Source organism: Paenibacillus phoenicis, assembly GCF_034718895.1.
Lineage (GTDB): Bacteria > Bacillota > Bacilli > Paenibacillales > Paenibacillaceae > Fontibacillus > Fontibacillus phoenicis.
Window position 1 is genome coordinate 1,086,340 of record NZ_JAYERP010000001.1, and the last position, 18,469, is coordinate 1,104,808.

The window sequence follows — 18,469 nt, forward strand, 5'->3', positions numbered from 1 at the left end:
GTCTAGGAGGGGCAGAGGTGATAAAGACATGAATAAAACAAAACTAAAATCCAAACTGAATAACCACCGCAAGATAAAACTGGCTGCCAGCCTTATGATGACCAGTTCGCTGCTTCTGGCCTCCTCTGTGTCCGCCTTCAGCGATGTTCAAGGACAGGACGCGAAGATAACGGAAGCTTTGCAACAGAAAGGGATCATTCAAGGGATCACGAAAGACCATTTCGTTCCGCTCGGCAAGCTGACCGGTGCGCAAGGTATTCATATGATCGTGAAGGCGTTGGAGCTCAAGCCGAAAGCCGGCGGCTCACTGCAACCTTCGGGTCATACTGAATGGTACGCATCCTCGCTGCGGATTGCAGAGGATAACGGCATTAAGTTGCCGAAGGATTTTGCGCCTAATGCCGAGCTGAGCCGGGAAGCCTTCGCCGATCTTCTGATGCAGGCCATTAACGTCACGGGAAATTACCCGACCATTAAAATGTATATTGAGGTCGCCGATGCCGACCAAATGAATCCGGATTATGCGAACAGCATTCAGACCTTGCTGCTGATGAAGATCGCTAGTCTGGATGAGCAGGGGGAATTTCACCCGAAACAGGCGATTACGCGGATTGAAGCAGCCCGGCTCGTTCACAATGCTGCTGATTTCGTAAACAAATATAAGGAAGCGGAGCAAGACGTGCAGGATCAGGTGAGCTTTGAAGTCGAGAAAGTAAATGAGCAAATCAATAAAGTGGTCCTGACCCGGGCCCAGCAGCCGAATCCGGGCTACGGCATACGCGTCGCCAAAGTCGAGTTCACAGGGAAAACGGCTACCGTGTATTATGAGTTGCTATCCCCTGAGCCCGATAAAGATTACATCCAAGTTATCACCGATACGAAAGCGGAAACGTACGTCTCCAGCGAGTATCAGGTGGAAATCAAGCGTTTGTCCGAATAACGGCAAAAGGAAACAACCGTTCCTAATCATCAGGAACGGTTGTTTTTATTAACTCGGATTCGCCACCGGCGAGATCGCTGGACCGGCGCCGGGTACGGCTGGTGCCTCAGCAGCTCCCGACTGCAGCCGGTACATCTGATAGTACCGTCCGCCCAGGGCGAGCAGCTCTTCGTGCGTACCGCGTTCGACGATTTCACCTCGGTGCAGAACGAGGATCTGATCGGCGCTGCGGATCGTCGACAGCCGGTGCGCAATGATGAAGGTCGTCCGGCCGCGTTTCAGTACCTCCAGCGCGGATTGAATCAACGCTTCGGTTTCCGTATCGATGTTGGCGGTCGCCTCATCGAGAATGAGGATCGCCGGATCGAAGGCGAGCGCCCGCGCGAAGGAGATCAACTGACGTTCGCCGGCGGACAGCGTGCTGCCTTTTTCCACGACCGGTTCGTCTAGACCTTTCGGCAAGTGGGCCAAAATCCGGTCCGCGCCAACGTCGATCAGCGCTTTCTCCGCCTTCTCGCGGGAGATGCGTTCGTCCCCCAGCGTGACATTCGACAGAATCGTCCCGGTGAACAGGTACGGATCCTGGAGGACGATCCCCATATGCTGGCGGATCCACTGCTTCGGCAGCTCCGTTACCGGCTTACCGTCGATCGTGATCGTTCCTTTCTGCGGATCGTAGAACCGGAACAGCAGGTTGATGATCGAGCTTTTGCCGGAGCCTGTGTGTCCGACCAACGCAACCGTCTGGCCTTGCTTCGCCTCAAAGGAAATATTTTTCAATACATAGTCCTTCTTGTAGGCGAACGAGACGTCCTTAAACTCCACATTGCCTTTGTAGCGCGGCATCGAGCCGTCCACGACAGGCTCACCCGGTTCGTCCATCAGCGCGAACACCCGGCCGGCGGAGACCATCGAGGAATCCAGTGCGGCCAGCTGGTTGACCATCCCGGTGATCGGTTGGAACAACCGTCCAAGCACGTCAACGAAAGCGTACAGTACGCCAAGTGAAATGACGCTGGAACCCCCAAGCTGCACCGAACCGAAATACCAAAGCACGGTCGCAAATGCCAAGTTACGGAGGACATTCACCAGGTTATGCGAAGTGAACGCGTTCAGGTTCAGCATCTTGTTCTGGTGCTTCATGTAATCGCTGTTCAGGTTCTCGAACTCTTCCTTGGTTTGCTCCTCGCGGCGGAAAATCCGGATGATGGACATCCCTTGAATCGATTCGTTAATGATGGCGTTAATTTCACTTAACCGCGAGCGGATAATCGTGTTATATTTCGTCGCGAATTTGCGGTAAAGAACGACCCATAAGTAAATGATCGGAACGACGAATAAGCAGATCAGTCCAAGTCTCACGTCCAGGATAAACAAAGCGATGTACACGCCCAGCATGTTGATGACTCCGGAGAAGAAGTTCGCCAGCACGGCGATAAACAATTCCTTTACCGCCTCCGTGTCGTTGGTGACGCGGGAGACGACTTTCCCGGCAGGCAGATTATCGAAAAAATGCACCGGCAGCCGCTGAATATGGGCGTAGACGTCCATGCGCAGCTTGCGGATAACCTGGTTGGCCGAGGATTGCAGCCAGTAAGTTTTGCCAAATTCCATCACAATGGAAATGGCCAGGAAGACGAAATACCAGACGATAAGCGACAGAATGCCAGGAACCTCCGGCTTGTAAAAAGCAAACAGGCCAGATGCGCTAAGTTGTTGCGCCGGATATTCGCTAATTGCGCCGTCGTTCCCGGTAAGGGTCAGTATGCCGTCTTTAAAGCTGCGGTCGCCGGAGACGTCCGGGATGGCCGCTTCCACGAAGACGAAGCTTTTGCCGACCTGCAGCACGCGGACCTCGGCGCCTTTGGCTTCGCCTTCCGCAAAGCGGTCGCCGCGTTTGAAGTTGCGGCCGTCATACGTGGCGGTATATTTGTCTTTGACCGTGGTTTCGTAAAACGGCTGTTCGATCGCCAGCATATGATCGTCGATCATCGTGCGGGCGATAAACGGGCCGGCCAGTTCGGCCGCGACCCCAATCGCCAGCATGACGAGCGCGAGGATAAACGTCTTTTTCGCCGTTAAGGCGTATTTGAAAAGTGCTTTTCCTGTATGGGTGTGCATCGCTTAAGACACCTCCCCGTCAGTCAGGTTCGATTCGACCTGTTGACGTTCGTATTGTTCGCGGTACCAGCCGCCTAACTGCAGCAGCATGTCATGGGTACCTTCTTCAATGATTTTGCCTTTCTCCAGCACGACGATCCAATCCGCGTGTTCGATGGCGGACAGGCGGTGCGTGGAGATCAGCGTCGTTTTGCCGGCGCGCTTACGGCGGATGTTCTCGATGATCCGCGCTTCGGTCCGGGCATCAACGGCGGACAGGGCGTCGTCGAGAATCAACAGCTCCGGATCGGCGATAAACGCCCGCGCCAGGGAGACCCGCTGCTTCTGGCCGCCGGAAAGGGCGACACCTTTCTCGCCGACCAGTGTATCCAAGCCGTCGGACAAGGTGCCGAGATCCTGGTCGAAGGCTGCGGTGCGGATCGCCTCAAGAATTTTCTCGTCGGACGCGCCTGGGCAGCCGAATTGGATATTTTGCCGTACCGTCTTGGAGAACAGAATTTGCTCCTGCGGCACATAGCCGATCCAGCTGTGCAGCCGTTTCAAGGCAATCTGCTGAATCGGCACGCCGGAGATGGTCAGCTCGCCGCTGCCCACCGGATATTCATGCAGCAGTTGCTTCAGCAGGGTGGATTTCCCGCTGCCGGTACGGCCGACGATGCCCAGCGTCTCGCCGCGTTTAATCGTTAAGTTAATATGCTCAAGATTATTGATCGTTGAAGTCGGATAACGGAAGGTCACATCTTTGAACTCGATTGTTTCCGGTTTTTCTACCGAAATCGGGTTCGGAAGGTCCTCGACATCCGGCTTTTCGTTTAACGTTTCGTTGACGCGGTCCAGCGAAGCGCCGCCGCGCTGCATGATGTTGATCAGCTCGCCGATCGCAAACATCGGCCAAATCATCATCCCCAGGTACATGTTAAAGGTTACGAGATCGCCCAGCGTCAGTTCATTTTGAAAGACGAGATAAATGCCGTACGTGAGTCCAATGGCATAGCTGAGTCCAACACATAAGCGGATCGTTGGTTCAAAATAAGCGTCAACTTTGGCCACCGCCAAATTTTTCTTGTAAACGTCATCCGTGATCTCCGCGAAACGCTTCTCATCATTACGCTCTTGTACATAGGCGCGAATGACACGGATCCCGGCGACCGACTCCAGCACCTGGTCGTTCATGTCCCCGAAGGCATCCTGGGCCAAGGTGTAGCGCTCATGGATGATTTTTCCATAAATCTTCATCGCCAAGGCGATAAAAGGGAGCGGGATGATCGCCGCCAACGTCAGCTTCCAGCTGATCAGCGTGCTCATGGCCAGGAAAATGACCGTGAGGTACGCCGTCGAGTCGGTCAGCGTCAGCATCCCGAAACCAGCGGTTGTCGCCACCGACCGCAAATCGTTGGTCGCCCGGGCCATCAGGTCGCCGGTGCGGCTCCGCTCGAAGAACGGCGGCGTCATCCGCAGCAGATGGCTCATGAACCGGGTGCGGAGCAGCCGCTCCACGAGGTTCGAGCCTCCGAACAGGGAATGCATCCATATGTACGTAATGAGATAGATGAAGATCAGTACGCCGATAATGAGCAAAATATATTGGGTTAACGATGCCCAAGTGACCGTGCCGGCCACGATTTCATCGATGGCGCTGCCGAGCAGCCGCGGCGGTGCTAGTTCTACGATGCCCACAAAGATGAGCAGGAACAAGCCGATGATGTACCGCCTTTTTTCCCGTTTGAAAAACCAACCTAAATTTTTTAAAACCGAAAACATAGTGGGGTTTCCTCCTTTGAATTCCCGATTGCCTAACTTGCCGGAGAACCTCTACAAGTGTCCGAAACCTGCCAAAAACCGCAAAAAGGCATATCGTCCGAAAACGATATGCCTTAAAACCATAACATATGTCGCGTCCGTTACTTATGATAAGCAACCTCCGCGTGTATGATATCACGTTTACCCAATAACTGGAAAATAAGCCAAAGGGGCGGTTATCGCATGAGATGAACCAATCCTGCAGGGGTTGCTCCGGTATTTAGTTGTGTGTTGGGATGCGCATGAAGATACACTGACATAAGATTAACTTTAAACACCGTGCTTCACCCTTTCTTGAATGGTAATTATTTGAAATGCGATCTCGTATGTTCCCGATTTTAGCATCGTGCCAAAGAAGATGTCAAACATTAATTTTTTTCAGTAACTATCCAATGCCTCCTAACGGCTCGAACAAAGGTTTGGCTTTTGGCCCGGTATCGACTACAATAAAAGGGAAGATGGTGTGGTACGGAACGTTGTTCAGTTTCACTTGGAGCACCAAGAAGGTTGAATAGAAAGAGGAGGGAGAAACGATCATGATTCATGTGAGCAGCGAAGCCGCAGCGTGGTTTAAGAAGGAGCTGGGACTACAGGAAGGTCAGGCAGTACGCTTCTTTGCGCGCTATAGCGCGGGAGGCAAGCTGCATCCGGGCTTCTCGCTGGGGATCGACGTTGATCAACCCGTATCCCCGGGGATCAAATCCGAAGTCGAGGGCATTACGTTCTACATGGAAGACCAGGATTTGTGGTATCTGGATGGATATCACCTCAACGTGACCTATGATCCGCAATTGGGTGACATTGAATATGAGTACGAGGTTGCGGCACCTAATTAAGCCAAGACAATAAACGCAAGAACAAAAAGGCCCGTCCATTCACGGGCCTTTTCCTTTGAAGGATCAGACGGACGGGCGCGGGCCCGTCAATCGTCAAATAATGCTGTCTTCCATCGCAAATTCAAAATCGCCGATATCGTATACCTGCACCGGCACCTCGGCTTCGATGATCCGCCGGATCAGCTCCAGCTGATCGGTCAGGATTGGCACGTTCTCCCGATGGGCAGTCAGTACGATCTCCGTTTCGATCGGATCGAGGAACTCCCCGTATTGCTCGTTGTCCACCGCGTTCACCACGGTCCAGGTGACATGATCACCGAATAAGATCGAAGGACTCTTAGCCCAAGGAATGGTGAGTGCCCGCTCCAGCTTCTTGCGGTTCAGCGGTTCTTCGAGGTAAGCGATCAATTCGCTGATTTTCTGCTTCACGTGCATATCGTCGACGGGGTCGTTCATCAGCGGCTCGGGACTGTTTTGAAATTCATAAAGCTCCATGACGGTGTTGTAAGGTACAATATATTCCACAGGCGCACCCGGCACCAGCAATTCACCATATATCGCCACCATCACGGCTTCGATCACAAATCGGCGTGACATGGTCATCCTCCTAAAACGGCCTGTAACTCATTGCTGCCTTAAGTATCTTACGACAACTCAATTTATTAAGGAGTATACCATAACCAGTTAATAAATTCAGCTTTGCCGCACGAAAATCGGCTTTCATCTACGGGAAGGGGGAAGTGGCGAATGACAGCAAACATGGAGAAAGAAACTTTCGGACTCTCTCAGCGAACGCTGCGCTGGGTAGAGGAACAGATCGGGCAAGGCGCCAAGGTGGACTCGGCGGTGATCTTGAAAGGCGGCACTTCATCGGCGGTTTATGGGGTAAAAATAACCCAAGGAGACACCTGCCACGAAGCGGTACTAAGGCAATTTACCAACAGGGAGTGGCTGCAGGAAGAGCCGGAGCTCGCGTTGCACGAGACGGCGGCGCTGCAGGCGGCCCATGCGGCGGGACTGCCGTCGCCGCGTGTGCTCGCCTGCGATCCGGACGGCAGCGCTTACGGCGTGCCGTCCGTGCTGATGACCCGGCTGCCTGGCCGGGTCGTGTTGAACCCGGCGGATCTGCCGGAATGGCTGGACGGGCTTGCCCGGATGCTGGTGGAGATCCATGCGGCAGAAGCTCAGCCGATCAGATGGAACTATTTTACCTATAACGAGGTGTCCCGATTGTCTGTGCCCCAGTGGTCCCGTGTTCCTGAGGCGTGGCGGAGAATTATTGATCGCGTGCAAGGACCTGTACCATCATACGTGCCGCAATTCATTCATCGCGACTACCATCCGGCTAACGTGTTGTGGCAGGAGGGGGCGATCAGCGGGGTCGTGGATTGGGCCAATGCCTGCATGGGGCCGACCGGGATCGATACCGGCCACTGCCGATTGAATCTCGTGCAGATGTATGGGGTGGAGGCGGCGGATGCTTTTTTGGACAACTATCTTGCTCAAGCGCGGCGGGAGGGGTGCGACGTAAACGATCCCTATTGGGATATGCTATGCCTGATCGAAATGCTGCCAGGTCCGCCCGAAGTGTACCAGGATTGGCCGGATTTGGGACTGAACGGGTTAACGCCGGAGCTTCTCGCCCGCCGGTTGGACGAATACGCGGAGCGACTGATCCGGAAGCTGGATACCTCCGCCACCGAACGGTAAGAAACAAATAGAGGATGTGCTAACAAATTGAAACATTGGAAAGCCTATTTGACGTTTGTTAGGCCTTATACGAAATGGATCATACTTACCTTGTTTATCGGGATGCTGAAATTTGGCATTCCCTCCTTGCTGCCGCTGGTGCAGAAATATGTAGTGGACGATATTTTGCTGGGCGGTGCGATGGAGCTGGAGCAGAAGGTTTCGCAGCTGATGATCGTGCTGGGGGCCACGCTGTTCCTGTTTGTGATCGTGCGTGGTCCGGTGGAATATGCGCGGCAATATTTTGCCCAGTTGATCACGGCACGGATTTTGTTTGATCTGCGCAACAAGCTGTACGCGCACTTGCAGCGGCTCTCGCTGCGGTACTACCAAAACACGAAGGTGGGGGAGATCATATCCCGCTTTATTAACGACGCCGAGCAGACCAAGAACATCGTCGAGGTCGGCATGATGAACGTTTGGCTGGACATGTTTACGCTGGTGTTCGTGCTGGGATTTATGTTTTATCTGAACCCCTGGCTGACGCTGGTAGCGATTGCGATCTTCCCGCTGTACGCGATCGCGGTGAAAGTGCTGTACAAGCGCTTGAAGAAGCTGACCAAAGACCGTTCGGCGGCACTCGCCGGGATCCAGGCTTATTTGCATGAGCGGATTCAGGGCATTTCCGTTATCCGAAGCTTTGCGTTGGAACGTTATGACCGCAAACGATTTGAAGGGACCAACGGCCGGTTTCTGCAAAAAGCGTTGGCTCACAGCCGCTGGAACGCTTGGACGTTTGCCGTGATCAACACGCTGACCGATATCGCGCCGCTGCTGGTGATCGGGTACGGCGGGTATCAGGTGATTCACGGCGATTTGACGCTGGGGACGTTTGTGGCCTTTTTTGGATATCTCGATCGGCTTTACGCACCGTTAAGGAGATTAATTAACTCCTCGACCACGTTAACGCAGGCTTCGGCTTCGTGGGAGCGGGTGCTCGAGCTGATGGAGGAGCCGTACGATATGATCGATGCGCCGGATGCAAAGGTATTGCCGCAGGGCAGCCACGGCGTGATGTTCCGGGATGTGTGGTTCAAGTATCGGGAAGATGGCGATTGGGTGCTCAAAAACATCTCACTCGAAGTCAATCCCGGCCAAACCGTTGCCTTCGTTGGCATGAGCGGAGGCGGGAAATCGTCGCTCGTTGGGTTGATTCCCCGGTTCTACGACGTGCAGCGGGGGGCGCTGACGGTGGGCGGCCGTGACGTCCGCGAGTGGACGATGGAAAGCCTGCGCAGCCGGATCGGCATGGTGCTGCAGGACAATTTCCTTTTTAGCGGCAGCGTGCGCGACAACATTTTGTTCGGCCGGCCGGACGCCACCGAGGCGGAGGTGATCGAGGCGGCCCGCGCGGCGAACGCGCATGATTTCATCATGCAGCTGCCGCAGGGCTACGACACCGAGGTCGGGGAGCGCGGCGTCAAGCTGTCCGGCGGGCAGAAGCAGCGGATTGCCATCGCCCGCGTCTTCTTGAAAGACCCGCCGATCCTCGTGCTCGATGAGGCGACATCCGCGCTTGACCTGGAGTCGGAGCACCTGATCCAGCAGTCGCTGCAGCAGCTCTCGCGCGCCCGCACGACGCTGATCGTGGCGCACCGGCTGTCGACGATCACCCACGCCGACCAGATCATCGTGCTGAAGAACGGCGAAATCGTCGAGCGCGGCACGCACGACGAGCTGATGGCGATCCCGGACGGCGTGTACGCGCAGCTGTACAACATCCAGCACCTCAGCCCGGCGGAGAGCGTGGAGCTGGGGTGAGAAGTTTACCCTTCCTCGCCACAGATAAGGCCATAAAAGGGCGTTATTTCGCCCTTTTGTGGCTGAACGGGCGAAATAAGGGTAATAAGTTCCGCTATTGCTGGGAGTGGGCACATTTGAGCCGGGTTTCAGCAAGTTTCTGAGCGGAATAAGGACATTTTTTACCGCTATTTGCTTGGATTTAGCTCATTTGGGCGAAATAAGGGTAAAAAGTTCCGTTATTGTTTGGAGTGCGTACCTATGACACTAGGTCGACGGATCATGTTGTAAAGTAACTTTAAATCTCCCTATGAAAGTGAAAGGAAGTCTCTCGTAAATGTGGTTTATACTCGCTTTGTTGTCCGCTATTTTTGCGGCGCTTACGTCAATTTTGGCGAAGGTTGGTATTGAGGGGGTTAACTCCAATCTGGCGACAGCGATTCGCACGGTTGTGGTGGTCATTATGGCATGGGGGATGGTGTATCTCACCCACGCCCAGAGCGGACTGTTCGAGATCAGCCGAAAAAGCTGGATTTTCCTGATCCTGTCCGGCTTGGCTACCGGTGCATCCTGGCTCTGTTATTTCAAGGCCCTTCAGTTGGGGCATACCTCCAAAGTGGTGGCAATCGATAAATTAAGCATCGTGATCACGCTGGTTCTGGCACTTATTTTTTTGCATGAGGAATTTACATACAAGTCGCTGATTGGTTCCATTTTGATCACGATTGGTACGCTGGTTATGGTTTTGTAAGAGGGGAGTCATCAGTACCGTAATGTACTTGCCAATAATGTTACGAAGGCATTTATTACTGCTGATATATATGTAAATTGGACCAATGGAAGATTAATTAACTCACTCACTTACATATGGGGACATTTTGGGGAATCGCGGTCAAAAAGTGATCAAATCACTCTAATTAGGATGTTTTTTTCTGCTATGATAGAACTAACGGAGGAGTTTTGGCAGGATGCCGATCTGTTGACCTTCGAAAAGGTTCGTGTAGAGCTCCGGGATCTGATCAAGTATACCGTTGATGAAGGTGGAAAGCGTAACCCGATCGATACGAATCTGGCGGACGAGGTATTGATGGTCCAGGAAGGGAAGGCGATGTACGCGGCATACGATTTTGAGGATTACAAGCTCAAGGTTAACCGTTATATCGAGCTGAACCGCGATAATGTAGCGATTTATAAGTTACGGAATAATATCCCGCTGACTGCGCTGGACTACGAGAGCCTGGAGAAAGTATTCACCGGGGAGCTGGGGACCGTCGACGATTATAAACGGGAATTCAAGGACACACCGTTTGGGTTGCTGGTGCGAAAAGTTGCCAAATTGGAAGTAGAGGCAGCCAATCGGGCGTTTTCCGAGTTTATTAATGACCAATCCTTGACGCAAGCACAAATCGTGTTCGTGAAAAAGGTGATCGATTATATCGTGCAGAACGGTTATATCGATAACGTAGCCGAACTGACCAAACCGCCGTTTGATAAGCCGCAGAGCTTTATCAAGCTGTTTGATGGAAGTAAGTAAAAGAAGCTTGTGGATGTAGTGAATCAGATCAAGGAGAATGCGGTGCAGATCGTTTCGGGAGATTAAGGGAGGATTTCGCGCTCGCTGCCGGAGCACGTAACGGAACTGAAAGACCTTATTTTAGTCCCAAGAGGTCTATTCCCGTTCTAACGGAACGTACGGACGTTATTTGCACCAAAGCGCCTCAATTGATACCCAACATGCGCTAATAACGCCTTCTGGTTCCGTTAGGATGGGAAATCGCGGGGAAATGGCGGAATAAGGTCATCTGGTTCCGTTAGAGCGCCGCGGACCGACGGAGCGACGAACCAACGGACTCGCGGAACCGTGTACCCACGTACCGGCGGACCCGCAGACCCGCGAACCCAAGGACCCAGGGCCCGCCCGCGCCCACGAGCATGCAAAAAGGCTGAACTCTAAACGTATTGTTTAGAATTCAGCCTTTTTTAAGATATCAGAAAGTATAAACTTCGGGGCATTGGCATCCTGATATCGCAAGAAAAACTTCCGCTAAACGCGGTCTGTCTACTTTGAATGTACGTCGATAGACGTTTTTCTTACTGCAGCTTAATGCTGAGCCTCACAGCTTCCCGATCACCAGCGACAAAATGCCGGCGGCGATCAGCGGGCCGACAGGGACGCCGCGGAAGAAGGCGACGCCCAGCACGGTGCCTATCAATAGGCCGGCGACGACAGTCGGCTGATTGCCCATCAAGGTCGCGCCGCGACCGCCGAGCCAGGCGACAAGCATGCCGACGCCGATGGCGAGCAGGGACTTCCAATGGAAGAAGGAAGCCCATAGCGTCTGGATGGAGATTTTGCCGCTGGCGACCGGCGTCATCACGCCGATGGTGAGGATGATGATGCCCAGCGTCAAGCCGTATTTCTCCAGCCAAGGGAAGGTATAGTGCAGATGCAGCACGCGAAGCAGCAGCAAGACAATCATCGCCACGGTAATGGGCATGTTGCTGCTGAAAATGCCCAGCGCGGCTAACAACAACAGCAGCAAGGCTGTCACGTCAATTTGTTGCATGATCCACCTCCTGCGGTGAATATCGATAATTTATACGTTGCTCGAAGTTCTCGACCCTACGATATGCTCTGCGATCAGCTTCCCGTGGCCGCGACCGGTTTCGATGAACACCTCGTTGGCGTTACGTCCGGAAGCGATAACCCCGGCAACGTATAGACCGGGCACGTTCGTTTCCATCGTCTCCGGATTAAACACCGGCTTCTCCATGTCACCGGTCATTTCAACTCCGGCGGAGAACAACAGCTTGCGATCAGGGCGGAACCCGGTTAACGCCAAGACAAAATCGTTTGCCAGTTCGGACGTTTTACCGTCAGCACCTTCGATGATCACGCGGTCAGGCAGGATTTCGATGACCCGGGATTTCAGGCGCAAAGCGACCTTTCCTTTGTTGACCGCACTTTCGAACAGCGGCCGTACCCAAGGCTTGATGTTCGCGGACAAGTCCTCTCCGCGATACACGACAGTAACCTCGGCGTTCACACGCACCAGCTCCAGCGCGGCATCCACTGCGGAGTTGCTACCGCCGATAATCGTCACTTTCGTACCGGTGTACGGATGCGCCTCTTGGAAGTAATGCGTCACCTTGTCGGTATTTTCTCCCGGAATTCCTAAAATATTGGGGTGATCGAAATAACCTGTCGAGATGATGACATAACGGGCCTGGTATTCCGCCTGCTCACCGCCGCGTTTCACCGAACGAACCACAAACGTGCCGTCCGGCTGCCGCACCACTTCGGTGGCTTCTTCATAGGCCGATACCGGGACGTTATAATGATCGCTGACCTTGCGGTAGTAGGCTAGCGCTTCATGGCGGTAAGGTTTGTCGTTCGCCGAAGCAAACGGTACATCTCCGATTTCTAGCAGCTCAGCGGTACTGAAAAACTGCATATACGTAGGATAAGAGTAGATGGAATGGACAAGGCAATGTTTCTCTAGAACAAGCACCTGCAGTCCGCGACGCTGGCATTCGATGGCTGCCGATAGACCGCAAGGCCCTGCTCCGATGATGATCACATCCAGCATGAGAACCTCCTCATAGACATTGAGTTCAAACGAATTTTCAAAACAATTCCATCCTACCGCAAATGACGGAGAATTGCCAACCATCCGCTGCGGATTTTCCAGGGGAAGGATGTGGCAATCCTATGAAATCTTTGGCTTCGGGGGTTCAAAGCAGGAGATTTGGAGTACACTAATAGTGTAAGCGGTTACCTTGGTTTAGAAAGTGAAGGAGGTGCCGAACATGCTGTCCTGGTTTAAAAAACGCAAGCCCAAACAGGTAAAACAGGTAACGGTTCCTACAGCCATCAAGGTTACGTTGGATGAGGTTCGACGCGCGGTGCTGCGTTATGAAGCCGACATGCCGGAAGGGATCAACCGGTTGTCGTTGCTGCTGCCGGACGGAAGTCTGGATATGAAACGCCTGTCGCGATATTTGGGCGGAGTGACGGACCAACGTTTTTACTTGTCGAGGGAAACCTATGAAATATTTCCGGAAGAAGAGCGTGACATCCCTTATTATCTAGACATGGTGCAGGTTGCGGTGGATCATTACGTGGAGGACCAAGGCAAGCTGCCGGTGCTGGAGGACTCTCGCCAGTTGGAGGTCGATTATCGTCTGCTGATGCGGGAGCATTATTTGAAGGAGATGCCGCCGTTTCCGCTGTACGTGACAGATCAAGAGATGTTGTTGACCCATCGCCCCAAACAAGTGATATAACGCGGAAAGCGCATTTTCCGGTGAGCCGGAGGTGCGCTTTTGATTTGACAGACTGTTTTACAATAGAGAGAGACAACTGGGGAAAGTGGGGAAAAAGTTTGCAGCTAAAAGCCGTACTGTTTGACCTTGATAATACGTTAATGGATCGCGATCACATGTTCCGCAGTTTCGCCTCTCAATTAGTACAGGAGTGCCTGGTGCCAATAGACGAGACGCAGCGGGGAGCGTTGATCGCTGAGATGATTGAACGGGATAACGATGGATATCGGCCGAAGGAGGGCTTTTTTCAGGAGCTGTTGGATTGGTTGCCTTGGCGTCAAGAGACGAGCTTGGAGGAAGTGAAAGCCTATTACAACCGACATTATATGACCTATGCGAAGGCGATGGACTATGCGGAGGATACCCTGCGGTATTGCCGTGATCAGCAGCTTCGGCTGGGGATCGTCACGAACGGACACAGCCACAGACAGCATGAAAAAATCGATTTGATCCACCTGCGGCCGTTCTTCGATGCGATCATCGTATCCGGGGACGTGGACATCCAGAAGCCCGATCCTCGGATCTATCAACTGGCATTGGATCGGCTTGGTGTTCAAGCGGAGGAGACGGTGATCGTTGGCGATCATCCTCGCAACGATATTTGGGGAGCCGCTCAGGTGGGGATCCGCGGCATTTGGCTGAAGCGCAAGCATGAGTGGGACGAGACGCTGGAAGGCGGCACACCGTGGCGGACGATTCACGAGCTGAAGGAAGTCCCGGCGCTGTTGGAACAATATACCCAGGAGCTATGCGGGACAAAAATGGATTGACAAAGCTTGCCAAGACGCGGGATGCGAGGATCCCGCGTCTTTTTTTGCGGCTAAGGAGACGGGAAGGGAAGTTGGAACAGGGTTGAACCATTTTGATCGTATAGGAGGAATTGGGATTGAATTTATATGAACTCGGATGGAACCCGGAGCGGGAGAACGCTTTTCGCGAAATGGGTTTAGAGCATGTCTCACCGGGGCGGATCATCGCGGATCATGGCCACAAATATCGCGTGGCAACCGAGCGGGGAGAAGGCTGGGCTGAAATGAGCGGCTGCCTGCAGTTTGAATTCATAAATGCGGACAAAAACCTAGCCGGCCGAGAGGAAGCTCCCAGCCGGCTAAGTGTACTTGTAAGATTAAGCTTCTTTCGGTTGAAGCGGCAGCCATTTCAGCACGTCCTGAATCTTCGCATCCCAATAGCCCCATTCGTGGGAGCCAGGTCCTTCTTCATAGGTGAGAGGCAGGCCGGCGCGGGTGCATGCTTCGCGGAACGTTTGGTTGTCCTCGTACAGAAAATCTTCCGTCCCGCAGCATTGGTACAGCTGCGGAACCGGCTTCCCTTCCTGCATGGCCTTGGCGAGCGGGTCCAGCAGTGTCAGCAGGTCGTTATCCGTGCCCTTAGGTCCGGATTCGCCGAAAATCCGCAGGAACAGCGGCGACAGCCCATGCCGGCTGTTCGCGATATCAAGCGCCCCCGATAAGCTGGCAGCAGCAGCGAACGTCTCGGGCTTGCGCAACGCCAGCTTGAAGGCGCCGTAGCCGCCCATCGACAACCCGGCAACGAAGGTGTCCTCGCGTCGATCGGACAATGGGAAGAACGACCGGCAAAGGCGAGGCAGCTCCTCGCTGACGAACGTCCAATAGTTGTTGCCGTACGCCATATCCGCATAGAAGCTCAAATCAACCTGAGGCATCACTACGGCCAGACCCATACCCGAAACATAACGTTCAATCGAGGTGCGGCGCAGCCAGATCGAGTCGTCGTCGGACATGCCGTGCAGCAGATAGAGGGTTGGATAAGGTCCGGCGATCGCCGGTGCGGACATCCCGATTTGCGATTGCGCAGGTTCCGGCAGGATGACGGTCATGGAGGTGCTCAGCCCTAATACTTCGGAGAAAAAACGACATTGAAATAGTGCCATAATGCTCAAGCTCCTTTGGCTCCATGCCATCTCGGTGCAAACAGCAAGTAAGCGCTTACCGAAACGGGCATGGATTATTTTTACTAAACAGATCATCCAACTTCCATTATATCTCGAACATCTTGACCTCGAAATCTAAAATTCGAAATCTTTCGAACAGTTGTCAACGAATTGTGCTAGAATAAAAAAACGGGTTAGTTCCAGGGTTGGCAAGTAACAATGCTGGGGGTGGATGAAGTGAATTTCCCCTGGAAAAGAAATCTGTACGTGCTGTGGCTTGGCGTTTTTTTTTGCAGCACCGCGTATTCCATGGTCATTCCATTCATGTCTCTGTTTATTGCTCATGATCTTGGAGTAACGAAGCATCTCACCCTCTGGTCGGGGATCGCGTTTGGGGTGACGTTTTTGGCCGGCGCGTTGATCTCTCCGTATTGGGGTTCGCTGTCGGATAAGTACGGCCGGAAGCCGATGCTGCTTCGATCCGGGTTTGCGCTTAGTGCGGTGTATATCCTTTACTTCTTCGTCCGGGATCCTTATCAGCTGATCGCCGTCCGCATTTTGTCCGGGCTCTTGGCCGGGTATGTGCCTTCCGCGATTGCGTTGGTTGCAACCAATACGCCAGAGAAGCATGTCGGATATTCGCTGGGAGTCATGTCGACAGCTGGAGCGGCCGGAGGTATTATCGGACCTTTGGTGGGCGGTTCCCTCAGCAAGTTTATCGGTTATCGGGAGGCGTTTCTGGCGTCGGGTGCCGTCGTGTTGATCTCAGCACTGATAGCCTTGATCTTCGTGAAGGAGCAGAACTTCGATCGTAACCGGGAGCGTTCGCATGTGCTGGATGATCTCAAGGAGGCGTCAGCTAACCGACCGTTGATGGGCAAGCTGCTTGTCGTGCTGATCGTCACCTCTTCCGTGATGGTGCTTGAGCCGCTGCTTTCGCTGTATGTGCTGGATCTGGGCGCTTCGGCTTCCGACGCTTCGCTTAGCTCGGGCATTATTTTCTCGGCGGTAGGTATCTCCACGATCATCGCCGCACCGTTCTGGGGCAAAATTGGGGAGAGGATCGGCTACCACAACACGTTGATGATCGGATTGATTGGTGGCGGGGTTGGCAACATTTTGCAGCATTTCTTTCATTCGTTGGTTGGGTTCGGAATTCTGCGCTTTGTGTACGGCTTGTTCTTCGCCGCCGTGTTCCCGGCGTTAAACGCTTTGATCGTACAGTCGACTAAACCGGAATTCCGCGGCCGCGCCTTCAGCTTGAACCAGTCCGCCAGCCAGCTTGGCAATATGTTCGGACCGATTGCCGGCGGGGCGCTCGGGTCATGGATCTCTATCCCGGTGGTGTTTGTCCTGAACGGGTCAATCCTAGCAGTAACGGCAATGACACTCCGGTTCAAGTCCCTCTTTGGAAACCGCCGCTTGAACGAAAGCGAAGTTCGAAATTGAGAGGGTAGCCGGAACGAAACGGAACGTAAGATGGATATCGATTTGAAAAAAAGCTCCGTGCCATCAGCGTGATGCTGAGGTACGGAGCCTTTTTTCTACAAAACGGTCATCGCAACTAATACTAGATTAATAGAGTGAAAGCGCAAGAGAATCAAATTCGCTCTTACTGTGGAGAATCGCTTCGGAACCTTCGATTTCAATGCTGATTAAGGAGTTCAAGCACTTCTTCAAAGCTTGCTTGCCGTTATAGTATTTGTACTCGAGCGCGCTCGTCAGCAGCTTCAATGTACGCTGCACAGGTTGCTTGCTATCGACGTTGAAATAAACCGGAACCAGATTATTTTGGAAGTTGATCAGGATTTTCATTAGAATCACCTCTATACAGTGGTTTCATATTAAACATTGTAGATCGAAAAACTTAAGAAAAGATTAAAAAAACATGATATTTCGATAAATGTTTAATGACAGCGAACGAAACAGGACGGAAGTCTCGGTTTTGCACGCTTACATCAATATTACGGATAGGCGGATTAAAAAGTTTCAGCATCTTTAAAAAATTGTGCTTCACCTCCTATTTTTATGGGTACATTGTAATAGATTGGTAAAAAATTCCGAGCACAGGGAAATTGAATAGTGGTATGATTACTGCATCGGAAGCGAGACCCAATCTGTAGGAGGTGGAAGAAATTGATGATAGATTCCTCCCGCAAGGAAAATGTGGTGCTTCAAGCGAAAGAATGGCTAACTTTGATAGAGTGGTTAGGAATTCAAACGTGGCAGGATCCAGAGCATCCCTTTCACGTTTTTTTGCAGGCGATGCTAGATTCGGATGCCGAAGACACGCGTGAGACGTTGAAAAGCAAGGAAGAGGTGTCGGAGACGGTGCAAGGAGCTCGGATCAGCTTGCCGCAGCACGTCCTAGACGACCTGACCGCCGCATCGGCGGCCGTCAAGGCTTGCTGGCTAACCTATACTTGCGGAAAGCAAACCTTTGAGGAATATCTGCATATCACCGGCAATCAGATTATCCGATTCAGACGGCTGCCCGGGAAAATCAACCGCTTATTCGTCGAACGAATTACCGAAGGGAAACAACTAAGCGTTTTGTTAGCCGGTCGGATGAAGTGGAACTCGCGCACGCCGGGGGAGCTTCCCGCCTTGATGATGTCAAGAAAACAATTTGACGCAGCACTGAGCCAGGCCCGGGAGCTGGAACTTAACCGCTTGGCCACCCTCCTGGCTGACATGACGAACGATGAAGAAGGCAGTATCGCCTTAGCAAAATGTATGAAATCTCCGCTCGCGCATGGGGATATCCGGTTCTATGCGAACTGCGGCGGACGCTGGGAGATCCAGCAGATGCAGTTTATGAACAACCCGCAGTTGAACTGGTTGATCCGTTGCAGCGCGAAGGACGAAGAGGATTGGATGATTGCGACGCCCACGCCCCGCCAGCAATTTCAGAAGATTTTGCTGAAGTGGTTCCGTAAGCCGCATAACGCTGAGTGAGTGGGACCTAAGGAAACCCAAGTTTTTTTCATGGTATAAACCAGCCATCCCTGACTAAAAAACACTCCGAAATGGGCAATCTGGATA

The 18,469-nt window shown here is 52.9% G+C and carries 17 protein-coding genes; 10 read left to right on the forward strand and 7 right to left on the reverse strand.

The window, feature by feature from the left end; all coding sequences use genetic code 11:
* Positions 1 to 28 precede the first annotated feature (28 nt).
* Positions 29 to 940, forward strand: coding sequence for an S-layer homology domain-containing protein (locus U9M73_RS05115; protein ID WP_323076478.1), 912 nt, complete (start codon positions 29 to 31; stop codon positions 938 to 940).
* A gap of 48 nt (positions 941 to 988) precedes the next feature.
* Here U9M73_RS05115 and U9M73_RS05120 read toward each other — a convergent pair whose 3' ends face one another.
* Positions 989 to 3,061 (reverse strand): ABC transporter ATP-binding protein, encoded by a 2,073-nt coding sequence (locus tag U9M73_RS05120; protein WP_323076479.1) that lies wholly within the window; start codon positions 3,059 to 3,061, stop codon positions 989 to 991.
* A gap of 3 nt (positions 3,062 to 3,064) precedes the next feature.
* Positions 3,065 to 4,822, reverse strand: a complete 1,758-nt coding sequence (locus tag U9M73_RS05125) for an ABC transporter ATP-binding protein (protein WP_009223113.1) — start codon at positions 4,820 to 4,822, stop codon at positions 3,065 to 3,067.
* A gap of 575 nt (positions 4,823 to 5,397) precedes the next feature.
* Here U9M73_RS05125 and U9M73_RS05130 point away from each other — a divergent pair.
* Positions 5,398 to 5,697 carry a HesB/YadR/YfhF family protein gene (locus U9M73_RS05130; protein ID WP_009223114.1) on the forward strand — a complete coding sequence of 100 codons (300 nt, stop codon included), beginning with the start codon at positions 5,398 to 5,400 and terminating at the stop codon, positions 5,695 to 5,697.
* A 93-nt stretch (positions 5,698 to 5,790) separates the two neighbouring features.
* On the opposite strand, the gene U9M73_RS05135 is transcribed toward U9M73_RS05130, so the two are convergent.
* Entirely contained in the window at positions 5,791 to 6,294 is a 504-nt protein-coding gene (locus U9M73_RS05135; protein WP_036643774.1) for a hypothetical protein, read from the reverse strand.
* Between the two features lie 150 nt (positions 6,295 to 6,444).
* Here U9M73_RS05135 and U9M73_RS05140 point away from each other — a divergent pair, with 150 nt between their 5' ends.
* From U9M73_RS05140 to U9M73_RS05155, 4 genes are all read left to right on the forward strand, one after another.
* Positions 6,445 to 7,407 carry a phosphotransferase family protein gene (locus tag U9M73_RS05140; RefSeq protein ID WP_323076480.1) on the forward strand — a complete coding sequence of 321 codons (963 nt, stop codon included), beginning with the start codon at positions 6,445 to 6,447 and terminating at the stop codon, positions 7,405 to 7,407.
* Between the two features lie 27 nt (positions 7,408 to 7,434).
* A complete protein-coding gene (locus U9M73_RS05145; protein ID WP_260070603.1) occupies positions 7,435 to 9,207 on the forward strand; it encodes an ABC transporter ATP-binding protein in 1,773 nt (590 codons plus the stop codon).
* Between the two features lie 316 nt (positions 9,208 to 9,523).
* The gene (locus U9M73_RS05150) at positions 9,524 to 9,937 is read left to right on the forward strand and encodes an EamA family transporter (RefSeq protein ID WP_009223118.1); all 414 of its coding nucleotides are present in this window, start codon (positions 9,524 to 9,526) and stop codon (positions 9,935 to 9,937) included.
* A 186-nt stretch (positions 9,938 to 10,123) separates the two neighbouring features.
* Positions 10,124 to 10,720 carry a type I restriction-modification enzyme R subunit C-terminal domain-containing protein gene (locus U9M73_RS05155; protein ID WP_260070604.1) on the forward strand — a complete coding sequence of 199 codons (597 nt, stop codon included), beginning with the start codon at positions 10,124 to 10,126 and terminating at the stop codon, positions 10,718 to 10,720.
* Between the two features lie 580 nt (positions 10,721 to 11,300).
* Here U9M73_RS05155 and U9M73_RS05160 read toward each other — a convergent pair.
* On the reverse strand, positions 11,301 to 11,753 hold the full coding sequence (locus U9M73_RS05160; RefSeq protein ID WP_009223120.1) for a DUF441 domain-containing protein: 453 nt from the start codon (positions 11,751 to 11,753) through the stop codon (positions 11,301 to 11,303).
* Between the two features lie 30 nt (positions 11,754 to 11,783).
* The gene (locus U9M73_RS05165) at positions 11,784 to 12,776 is read right to left on the reverse strand and encodes a YpdA family putative bacillithiol disulfide reductase (protein ID WP_009223121.1); all 993 of its coding nucleotides are present in this window, start codon (positions 12,774 to 12,776) and stop codon (positions 11,784 to 11,786) included.
* A gap of 220 nt (positions 12,777 to 12,996) precedes the next feature.
* On the opposite strand from U9M73_RS05165, the gene U9M73_RS05170 reads away from it, so the two are divergent.
* Positions 12,997 to 13,473 (forward strand): DUF3939 domain-containing protein, encoded by a 477-nt coding sequence (locus tag U9M73_RS05170; RefSeq protein ID WP_260069914.1) that lies wholly within the window; start codon positions 12,997 to 12,999, stop codon positions 13,471 to 13,473.
* 98 nt (positions 13,474 to 13,571) lie between these two features.
* Positions 13,572 to 14,282, forward strand: coding sequence for an HAD family hydrolase (locus U9M73_RS05175; RefSeq protein WP_323076481.1), 711 nt, complete (start codon positions 13,572 to 13,574; stop codon positions 14,280 to 14,282).
* Between the two features lie 356 nt (positions 14,283 to 14,638).
* Here U9M73_RS05175 and U9M73_RS05180 read toward each other — a convergent pair whose 3' ends face one another.
* Positions 14,639 to 15,424, reverse strand: a complete 786-nt coding sequence (locus U9M73_RS05180) for an alpha/beta hydrolase (RefSeq protein WP_009223124.1) — start codon at positions 15,422 to 15,424, stop codon at positions 14,639 to 14,641.
* A gap of 237 nt (positions 15,425 to 15,661) precedes the next feature.
* On the opposite strand from U9M73_RS05180, the gene U9M73_RS05185 reads away from it, so the two are divergent.
* On the forward strand, positions 15,662 to 16,873 hold the full coding sequence (locus U9M73_RS05185) for an MFS transporter (protein WP_036643950.1): 1,212 nt from the start codon (positions 15,662 to 15,664) through the stop codon (positions 16,871 to 16,873).
* Positions 16,874 to 16,999: 126 nt separating this feature from the next.
* On the opposite strand, the gene U9M73_RS05190 is transcribed toward U9M73_RS05185, so the two are convergent.
* Positions 17,000 to 17,239, reverse strand: coding sequence for a hypothetical protein (locus U9M73_RS05190; protein ID WP_009223126.1), 240 nt, complete (start codon positions 17,237 to 17,239; stop codon positions 17,000 to 17,002).
* Between the two features lie 324 nt (positions 17,240 to 17,563).
* Here U9M73_RS05190 and U9M73_RS05195 point away from each other — a divergent pair, with 324 nt between their 5' ends.
* A complete protein-coding gene (locus tag U9M73_RS05195; RefSeq protein ID WP_323076482.1) occupies positions 17,564 to 18,382 on the forward strand; it encodes a hypothetical protein in 819 nt (272 codons plus the stop codon).
* The last annotated feature ends 87 nt before the right edge of the window (positions 18,383 to 18,469 follow it).

Coding starts and splice junctions, on each gene's coding strand:
- U9M73_RS05115 (WP_323076478.1), top strand. CDS start 29: ATGAATAAAACAAAACTAAAATCCAAACTGAATAACCACCGCAAGATA.
- U9M73_RS05120 (WP_323076479.1), bottom strand. CDS start 3,061: ATGCACACCCATACAGGAAAAGCACTTTTCAAATACGCCTTAACGGCG.
- U9M73_RS05125 (WP_009223113.1), bottom strand. CDS start 4,822: ATGTTTTCGGTTTTAAAAAATTTAGGTTGGTTTTTCAAACGGGAAAAA.
- U9M73_RS05130 (WP_009223114.1), top strand. CDS start 5,398: ATGATTCATGTGAGCAGCGAAGCCGCAGCGTGGTTTAAGAAGGAGCTG.
- U9M73_RS05135 (WP_036643774.1), bottom strand. CDS start 6,294: ATGTCACGCCGATTTGTGATCGAAGCCGTGATGGTGGCGATATATGGT.
- U9M73_RS05140 (WP_323076480.1), top strand. CDS start 6,445: ATGACAGCAAACATGGAGAAAGAAACTTTCGGACTCTCTCAGCGAACG.
- U9M73_RS05150 (WP_009223118.1), top strand. CDS start 9,524: ATGTGGTTTATACTCGCTTTGTTGTCCGCTATTTTTGCGGCGCTTACG.
- U9M73_RS05155 (WP_260070604.1), top strand. CDS start 10,124: ATGATAGAACTAACGGAGGAGTTTTGGCAGGATGCCGATCTGTTGACC.
- U9M73_RS05160 (WP_009223120.1), bottom strand. CDS start 11,753: ATGCAACAAATTGACGTGACAGCCTTGCTGCTGTTGTTGTTAGCCGCG.
- U9M73_RS05165 (WP_009223121.1), bottom strand. CDS start 12,776: ATGCTGGATGTGATCATCATCGGAGCAGGGCCTTGCGGTCTATCGGCA.
- U9M73_RS05170 (WP_260069914.1), top strand. CDS start 12,997: ATGCTGTCCTGGTTTAAAAAACGCAAGCCCAAACAGGTAAAACAGGTA.
- U9M73_RS05180 (WP_009223124.1), bottom strand. CDS start 15,424: ATGGCACTATTTCAATGTCGTTTTTTCTCCGAAGTATTAGGGCTGAGC.
- U9M73_RS05190 (WP_009223126.1), bottom strand. CDS start 17,239: ATGAAAATCCTGATCAACTTCCAAAATAATCTGGTTCCGGTTTATTTC.
- U9M73_RS05195 (WP_323076482.1), top strand. CDS start 17,564: ATGATAGATTCCTCCCGCAAGGAAAATGTGGTGCTTCAAGCGAAAGAA.